This window comes from Novosphingobium sp. MBES04, from assembly GCF_000813185.1.
In the GTDB taxonomy this organism is placed as follows: domain Bacteria; phylum Pseudomonadota; class Alphaproteobacteria; order Sphingomonadales; family Sphingomonadaceae; genus Novosphingobium; species Novosphingobium decolorationis.
On sequence record NZ_DF850490.1, the window covers coordinates 23,422 to 30,213 of the forward strand.

At 63.4% G+C, this 6,792-nt stretch carries 9 protein-coding genes; 6 read left to right on the forward strand and 3 right to left on the reverse strand.

Annotated features, from left to right (window positions below):
• Nucleotides 1-673: helix-turn-helix domain-containing protein (locus MBENS4_RS24990; RefSeq protein ID WP_084592316.1), on the forward strand; the 673-nt coding region annotated here is incomplete at its 5' end.
• 494 nt (nt 674-1,167) lie between these two features.
• On the opposite strand, the gene MBENS4_RS27695 is transcribed toward MBENS4_RS24990, so the two are convergent.
• From MBENS4_RS27695 to MBENS4_RS22105, 3 genes are all read right to left on the reverse strand, one after another.
• Nucleotides 1,168-1,494 carry a Rap1a/Tai family immunity protein gene (locus MBENS4_RS27695; protein WP_223178489.1) on the reverse strand — a complete coding sequence of 109 codons (327 nt, stop codon included), beginning with the start codon at nt 1,492-1,494 and terminating at the stop codon, nt 1,168-1,170.
• Between the two features lie 75 nt (nt 1,495-1,569).
• Nucleotides 1,570-1,974 (reverse strand): PepSY domain-containing protein, encoded by a 405-nt coding sequence (locus tag MBENS4_RS22100; RefSeq protein ID WP_228165648.1) that lies wholly within the window; start codon nt 1,972-1,974, stop codon nt 1,570-1,572.
• A complete protein-coding gene (locus MBENS4_RS22105) occupies nt 1,971-2,861 on the reverse strand; it encodes a DUF1259 domain-containing protein (protein WP_008603797.1) in 891 nt (296 codons plus the stop codon). The genes MBENS4_RS22100 and MBENS4_RS22105 overlap by 4 nt, the downstream gene beginning before the upstream one ends.
• Nucleotides 2,862-3,056: 195 nt before the next feature.
• On the opposite strand from MBENS4_RS22105, the gene MBENS4_RS22110 reads away from it, so the two are divergent.
• From MBENS4_RS22110 to MBENS4_RS22125, 5 genes are all read left to right on the forward strand, one after another.
• Entirely contained in the window at nt 3,057-3,980 is a 924-nt protein-coding gene (locus tag MBENS4_RS22110; RefSeq protein ID WP_008603798.1) for a chromate resistance protein ChrB domain-containing protein, read from the forward strand.
• A 2-nt stretch (nt 3,981-3,982) separates the two neighbouring features.
• On the forward strand, nt 3,983-5,380 hold the full coding sequence (gene chrA, locus MBENS4_RS22115; protein ID WP_017184237.1) for a chromate efflux transporter: 1,398 nt from the start codon (nt 3,983-3,985) through the stop codon (nt 5,378-5,380).
• 11 nt (nt 5,381-5,391) lie between these two features.
• A complete protein-coding gene (locus tag MBENS4_RS27015) occupies nt 5,392-5,868 on the forward strand; it encodes a hypothetical protein (protein ID WP_242405078.1) in 477 nt (158 codons plus the stop codon).
• The gene (locus tag MBENS4_RS27020) at nt 5,808-6,122 is read left to right on the forward strand and encodes a superoxide dismutase (RefSeq protein ID WP_242405099.1); all 315 of its coding nucleotides are present in this window, start codon (nt 5,808-5,810) and stop codon (nt 6,120-6,122) included. Before MBENS4_RS27015 ends, MBENS4_RS27020 begins: the two co-directional genes overlap by 61 nt.
• A gap of 88 nt (nt 6,123-6,210) precedes the next feature.
• Nucleotides 6,211-6,792, forward strand: a 582-nt coding sequence (locus tag MBENS4_RS22125; RefSeq protein WP_159108121.1) for a Cj0069 family protein, incomplete at its 3' end; no start/stop codon positions are given.

A 6,792-nucleotide genomic window follows, 5' to 3' on the forward strand; every position in this document is an offset into this window, starting at 1 on the left:
GCGCAAGCGGCTTGCCCGCGCTTGCTATCTGGCTTTCGATCGGGGGCGCCAGTTGGCTGCACAGAAGCGGCAGGGGCGCGAGCTGACCGCCGAGGAAGAGCAACTTACGCTCTTCACCCGTTCTTGCCGGGACATGATGCTAAAGATCCTCGACGATCTGCACTACCGCAAAGGGTGGTGTAACCCATCCTATGAAACGCTCATGCGCTGGACCGGCCTTGCTCGTCGCGCGGTCCACTATTGCATCAATCGGCTCAAGGGCCTGGGCTTGCTCGAATGGATCAGGCGCTACGACTATTCCTCCGACAGCGAATTTGGAGCGCGTTCAGAGCAGACCTCGAACCTCTATCGTTGCCAGCTACCCGACTGGCTAGCGAAGATGGTCGGCCTCTTTGCGCCTGTCCCGGCCGATGAGGAGCAGCGTCGGGCCGAGGCACTCGAACAGAACGCTGACATGCTGGCGAGCGTTGGTGCCGTCGAGCGCCGCCACATGATGCCAGAGGACAAAGGCTTGCGTGCAGCGCTCATTCTCGCCGGAGAACTTGCGGCCCAGCGTCGGTCGACCGACGCGAATACCCGTGAGTGCAATCACTGCACTCCTCCTCATACTTATTTTGATATCTTAAAAGGAACCAGAAGGAGTTGCCCTAGTCGGGCAACGCGTAAGCCCTGACGGGCTATGAAAATTGAAGCGCCGCGACCCATAGAAAGCTCAGTTCGATCCTGAGAAGGCAGTCCGTCGGCTACGCCGCCGGGGTGCTCCCAGGGGGAGCAAGCCGATATGGCCGTGCTAAATCCGCTTGTTCGGTTTAGTCGTATAGTGCATTAATGGACTATGCCGAACACACCGGAAAGCGCCGCTCGACAGATCGTAAAGGATCTAAAGGGCATCTGGCATGGCCGATATGGAAAGGCTTGTTGCCCAGCTCATAGTGATCGCCGCGCCTCACTTTCGGTGACGCCCGGGCGCAAAGCCGTCCTCTTCCAGGCGTCACCTCAAGGTTTGTGCGCCAGACAACGATTTGGCAGACATAATGCGAACATCGGCTAATTAGCGAGCTTGAGGCGCGACATGGGATCGTTGAGCTGGCGGAATTCACCGCCAGGCGGACGCTCCGCCTGCCCTCAAAGGCAGCCGCCGGGCAGGCTACGCCGCGGGGTACGATGCTACTGACATGGCCAAGCCTTCGCTAACGAGCGTTCAGCTCCGGCCACCATATGAACACTCATAAAATAGCTATTCTGCTCCGCCCAGCGTAAATATGCCGCGCGCAGCGCCGATCGGTCATAGCGTGGAGCGCGGCATTCCGCTTTTCGCGCGACGATCATCATGTCGAGCACGCCTTGGAGGTAAGCGCCGCATCGCGGCTCATTCGCTTGACAGCTTACGAACAACGCCGAGCCCGTCGCCGACGCGGGTTCGGTTTGGCCGATCGCACTATCAGGCAGGGCGGCCAAAGCGGCGCATAACAATATCCATCGCCTTGGCCGCATTTTCGTCTCCTATTCCGCAGTATCATTTCGGAAGGGGCGCACGGCCCTCGACGGCCGGCGCCCCGTGCTGATCCATCATTCGCGGCCGAGCACCTGGCCTTCGGGCGTGACGAACAGTTCGATCGTCTTTCCGTCGCTGTTCTTGCCCTTGATTTCATAGAGCGTGCTTCCGTCCGCCTTTCGGGTGACTTGCTCCGCTTTGCTTATTGACGCGAGTTGCGCGCGTGCCGCGTTCATCGCGGCCTCGGGCACCTGAGCAAGCGGGATGTCTCGTTCGCTGTGCTTGCCGATTATCCGGTTTTCGTTCGCCTCGTGGTTTTGCGCGATCGCCACGCCCGCGATCGCCAGCGCGGCCGCGCCCACGCCTGCGACAACAGTGAGAGTTCGTTTGCTAGCCATGTTCCATTCCACTTCCTGCATAAGGGCCGTGGGGTCGGGCGGGCGGCGGTTACGGCCCAATGAGCCGTCGTCCGAGTTCAACTCCTCTGATTGTTCATCCTGTCGAGCGCCGCGCGCAGCCCACGGGCGAGCTTGGCTGCGTCGTCGTTGGCCCAGAAGTGCATGAAGAACAGCCGCGGCTCGTCGTTTAGCATATGATTATGCAGCGCCGTGACCTCGATCCCGTTCGTCCGCAGCACGCGCAGGACCGGATCGACCTCGTTTGCGACAAGTACGAAATCGCCGGTGATGGCGGCTCGGCCGTCCCCGGTTGGCTGAAAGTTGATCGCGGTCGCCGTGCCCATCGTCGGCGGAGTCTCCATATCGCCGTCCATCAGCCGCTCGGCGCGCGGAAAGCTGTATTGGAGGATGCCACCGGCCGTCTTGCCCTCACCGCCCATCAACCGGTTGAGCGCGGCCACATCGAGGTCGAGCCGCGATGCGGCTGCGCTGGCCGAAGGCGATTGCGGCGCGGCGAGCGGGGTCCGACTGGCTGATAGCGCTTGCCGGAGCGCGGCCGCGAGCTTCACCGGGTCGCCGTGGCCGGCAATGTGCATGTACATGGTCGCAGGCGAAGAGCGGAGCAGGTGATTGTGGAGCGCGGTGATCGTAAAACCGCTTGCGAGCAGGCGGCTCAAAACGGGGTTCACCTCGTCGTGGGTCAGCACGAGATCGCCCATCACCATCGCCTCGTCGCCCATCGGCTGAAACGCCGCCCAAGAGCCGAGCGCGAGGGAGGGCTTGATCGTCACCCCATCCAGCGTGACGCTCAGGTCCGAACGCGGGAAGCTGTAGCGGTGAACGCCCCCCGGCTGTTCGGCCCCCGCTCGTCCTATCGCCCGGTCGACAGCCGACCAGTCCGGCGCTGCCCATGCCGGGCTTGCCAGCAGGAGGCTGGCGAATCCCAAGGCGATGGTCTTTTTCAGCATAATTGATCCTTCATCAGCGCACTCGACACGGAAAGCCTCACGTCATGCGAGCGCGCCGCCGGCGAGCCGCGACATTGCGCTCCGGTTTCTTTCTTCGGGATAAGCAGTCCTATGCTCATGAGGCTTGTGATGCAACCCTTACACTTGTAGGCTAGTGACGATACAACTATGACAAACACACAAGCTTCCCCTTGGTTGCTCCTGATCCCGCAGCTTCCGGCTAAGCCTGCCTATTTGCGGGTGAAGGTCTGGCGGCGTTTGCAGGCGATCGGGGCCGCGCCGCTCAAGAACGCCGTCCATGCGCTCCCCAATCGCGAGGACACGCGCGCGCTGTTCGAAGAACTGCATCGCGAGATCACCGAAAATGGCGGCGAGGCGCTGATCCTCGAAGCGCGCCTTGTCGGCGGCATGGGCGATGCGGAGCTGCGCGGAGTGTTCGACGCTGCGCGTGACGCCGACTATGAGGAGTTGGCACGCGAGGCGCGCGCGCTGTGTGAGGGCGAGTATGTCGCGGCGGCGGATGTGGGCCGCCTGCGCAAACGCCTGAACGAGGTCGCCGCGATCGACTTTTTCGGTGCGCATGGTCGGCAGGCGGCACAGGCCGCCATCACCGAGGCGGACCGCCGCTCTCACCAACATCCCGATGTGAGCGGCCCCGGTGCGCCCGAGCTGACCCCGGCGGAGCTAAAGCGCCGCGTTTGGGTGACGCGCCGCCATGTCCATGTCGATCGCATCGCGTCCGCCTGGCTCATTCGCCGCTTCATCGACCCCGAGGCGAGCTTCAAGTTCGTCGAGGGCAAAGGATATGTGCCGGAGCCTGACGAACTGAGGTTCGACATGGCGGACGCTGAGTTCACCCACGAAGGCGACCGCTGCTCCTTCGAGACCTTGGTGTTCCTCACCGGTCTCGAGACCGACCCCGCGCTGCGGGCGCTCGGCGAAATTGTTCACGACCTTGATATTGCCGATGCTCGGTTCGAGCGCCCGGAAACTCCGGGAGTGAGCGCGCTTATCGCCGGCATCTGTGCCGGCACCGACGACGACGAGGAGCGGATCGCGCGCGGATCGACCGCGCTCGACGGATTCTATGCTCACTTCACCCGGCGAAAAGAGGACTAAAGATGGAGGCCAGCGCACGCGCTGAAATCGCAGTCGAGACGCTGCACGAGCACGGCATCAGCTTTGGCGAGGCGGTGCGCGTCTGGATCAGGGTCGCGCTGCTCAGCTTCGGCGGACCGGCGGGCCAGATAGCGGTGATGCATCGCATCCTGGTCGAGGAGAAGCGCTGGATCGGCGAGGAGCGGTTCCTCCACGCGCTCAACTATTGCATGCTGCTGCCCGGCCCTGAAGCGCAACAGCTAGCTGTCTATATTGGCTGGTTGCTCCATAAGACCAAGGGCGGCCTGGTCGCGGGCGCGCTATTCGTGCTGCCCGGCTTCCTCGCGATTTTAGGGCTCAGCTATGTCTATGTGCTGCTCGGCGAAGTGCCGCTGGTCGAGGGATTGTTCTTCGGATTGAAGGCCGCCGTGCTGGCGGTGGTGCTACAGGCGGTGGTCCGGGTGGGTTCGCGTGCCTTGAAGAACAACGTCATGCGCGGTTTTGCCGCGCTGGCGTTCGTCGCGATCTTCGTGCTCGACGTGCCCTTCCCGCTGATCGTGCTTGCCGCCGCGCTGATCGGCTTCTTCAGTGGCCGCGCTGGTTACGCCGCATTCAAGGGCGGCGGCGGACATGGTCCCGCCGGCGCTGAGATAATCCACGACCGCGACACCGCTCTTGGCGAGGGCCTTCCCGACCATGCCCGGCCGAACCTCTCTTGGTCGCTGCGCATCTCCGGCGTCCTGCTGCTGCTCTGGCTCGGGCCGGTCGCAGCGCTGCTGTTCGCGTTCGGCCCCGACGACGTGTTCAGCCGCATCGCCACCTTCTTCAGCCAGATGGCGGTGGTGACCTTCGGCGGCGCCTATGCGGTGCTCGCCTATGTCGCGCAGGAGGCAGTCGAGACCTATGGCTGGCTCCAGCCCGGCGAGATGCTCGACGGGCTCGGCATGGCCGAGACCACGCCCGGGCCGCTGATCATGGTGACGCAGTTCGTCGGCTTCCTCGCGGCCTTCCGCGAAGCGACCGGGCTGCCGCCGCTCGTCGCCGCGACCTTCGGCGCAATCCTCACCACCTGGGTTACCTTCCTGCCATGCTTCCTGTGGATCTTCGCCGGCGCGCCATTCATCGAGCGGCTGCGCGGCAACCGCGCATTGTCGGCCGCGCTTTCGGCGATCACCGCCGCAGTGGTCGGCGTGATCCTCAATCTGGCGGTCTGGTTTGGTATCCACACTCTGTTCGAGCAAGTCCGCGAAGTGCCGTTCGCAGCCGGCACCATCGATCTCCCAGTCCTAACGTCCGTCAACTGGCCGGCGCTGGCGCTCGCGGTGGGTGCGATACTCGCCATGTTCCGGTTCAAGGCCGGCATGCTGCCGGTGCTCGGCGTCTGCTCGGTCCTCGGGGCCGCATATGTAATGATCATCTGAAGGAGTGACGCGTGACGATCGACCATCTTTCCCGACGCAGTGCAATCGCAACTCTTGGCATCGGAGCCGCCGCCATGACTATCAACGAAGCCTCTGCGCAGACGCCGGCCGCAGCGCCGGCGGCTGTCCCCGCCTTTGCCGGAAATCATCAGGTCAAGCCGCTCAGGTTCAATCCCGCCAGGCTTCACGGCCTCTCCGAAAGGCTGATCACATCGCACCACGAGAACAATTATGCGGGCTCGGTCAAGGCCCTGAATATGATCGAGACACGACTTGCCGCCGCGCTCGCTGACACGGACCTGCCGCCGGTGGTCTATGGCGGATTGAAGCGCGAGGAGCTGCACCGCACCGGCTCGGTCGTGCTCCATGAGTCTATTTCGACGGGCTCGGCGGCAACGGCCAGGCAGCCGGTTCCATCCGCGACGCGCTGGGCGCGGCGTTCGGCTCGTTCGACCGCTGGGAAGCCGACTTCCGCCGTACCGGGATGAGCCTTGCCGGCGGATCGGGCTGGTGCGTGCTCGTCTACAATCTCCACACGCGCTCGCTGCACAACCATTGGGCGTGGGATCATATGCACGGTGCGATTGCCGGCGTGCCGCTGCTCGCGCTCGATATGTACGAGCACAGTTTCCACATGGATTACGGCACCGCCGCCGCCAAATATGTCGACGCCTTCTTCCGCAACATCGACTGGGAAGTGGTCGACCGGCGCTATGCCGCGGCTTTGCGCGGCGGCGGCTGAACCCGACCGCCGTGGCTTAACACCCACTGCTGCGCGACACCTGAGTTCGCGACCACAAAGGGGACAGGTCCGATGGGGAGATGCAACAATGACATCCGGCCCGAACATCGCTCTTCTTTGGCGTGGGCAAGCAGCCGAGTGGACGCATCGCTTTCATGAAGCCCGGCAGTGGCCGATAATGCAGGCCTTGCGGGCGCTCGGGGCGACCGCAAGGCCTGTACTGTACAGGGACGAGGCGGTTCGCGAGATTCGGGACGAGCTGCTGTCGTGCGACGCAGTGCTGGTCTGGGTGAATCCGTTGGACATTTCAGGCGACCGCTCGCAGCTCGATCCAATGCTGCGCGAAGTCGCGGGGTGCGGCGTTGTCGTCAGCGCGCATCCTGACGTGATCGCCAAAATCGGCGTCAAGGAAGTGCTCTACACAACGCGATCCATGGAATGGGGCAGCGATGTCGATCGATACGTGGACGCTGAAGGCCTTCGCGCTCGTTTCCCCGAACATCTTGCCGCAGGCCCGCGCGTGCTGAAGCCGAACTACGGCAACGGCGGCAGGAATGTATGGCGTGTCCAACTAGACGAAGCGGGAAACGCTCCGGCTTTGAAAACGTCGGTGAAAGTTCAAGAGGCCCGCCAAGGAAGCAAATCGGAGCGCATCAGCCTAGCCGAGGGC